At 58.8% G+C, this 549-nt stretch carries 1 protein-coding gene; it reads right to left on the bottom strand.

What is annotated here, in order from left to right; translation table 11 throughout:
* The coding region (locus EOA13_RS37490) for a sugar ABC transporter permease (RefSeq protein ID WP_245490619.1) at positions 1–499 on the bottom strand (499 nt) is incomplete at its 3' end.
* Positions 500–549: the final 50 nt, after the last annotated feature.

Raw genomic sequence — 549 nt, 5'->3', positions numbered from 1 at the left:
TCAAAAAGGCAAATCCCATCAGGAGGATGCTGGTGAGAACGGAAATCGTCGCAGCTTCGCTCAAACGATAGCCCTTGAAGGCGGTTTCATAGATGAGCACAGGCAATGTCTGGGTCGCGCCGGATGGACCACCCGCGGTGAGCAGCCAGATCACATCGAAGACGTTGAAGGACAGAAGCGTGCCGACGACGCCGAGCACCATCAATGTCGGTTGCAGCAACGGCCAGGTGATGCGCTTGAAACGCTGGAACGTGCCAGCGCCATCAATCCGCGCCGCCTCGTAGAGATCGCCCGGAATGCGCGTCAGGCCAGCCAGCATCATCAGTGTGGTGAATGGAAACCAGCGCCAGGAATTGATCATGATCAGCGTGGTCATGGCGCCTTCGCGCGTGGCGAAGAAACCAACCGGACGCTCGATCACGCCGGCCTGGATCAGCAGAGGGTTGATCATGCCGCCCGACGAGGAAAGCAACCACCGCCAGATGATGACAACGACCACGGTCGGCACAATCCATGTGAGAATTATCCAGGTGCGTGCGATCCGGACGC

Origin of the sequence: Mesorhizobium sp. M7A.F.Ca.US.011.01.1.1 (assembly GCF_003998295.1) — a bacterium.
Lineage (GTDB): Bacteria > Pseudomonadota > Alphaproteobacteria > Rhizobiales > Rhizobiaceae > Mesorhizobium.
This window is presented reverse-complemented; position numbering and strand designations above follow the sequence as displayed.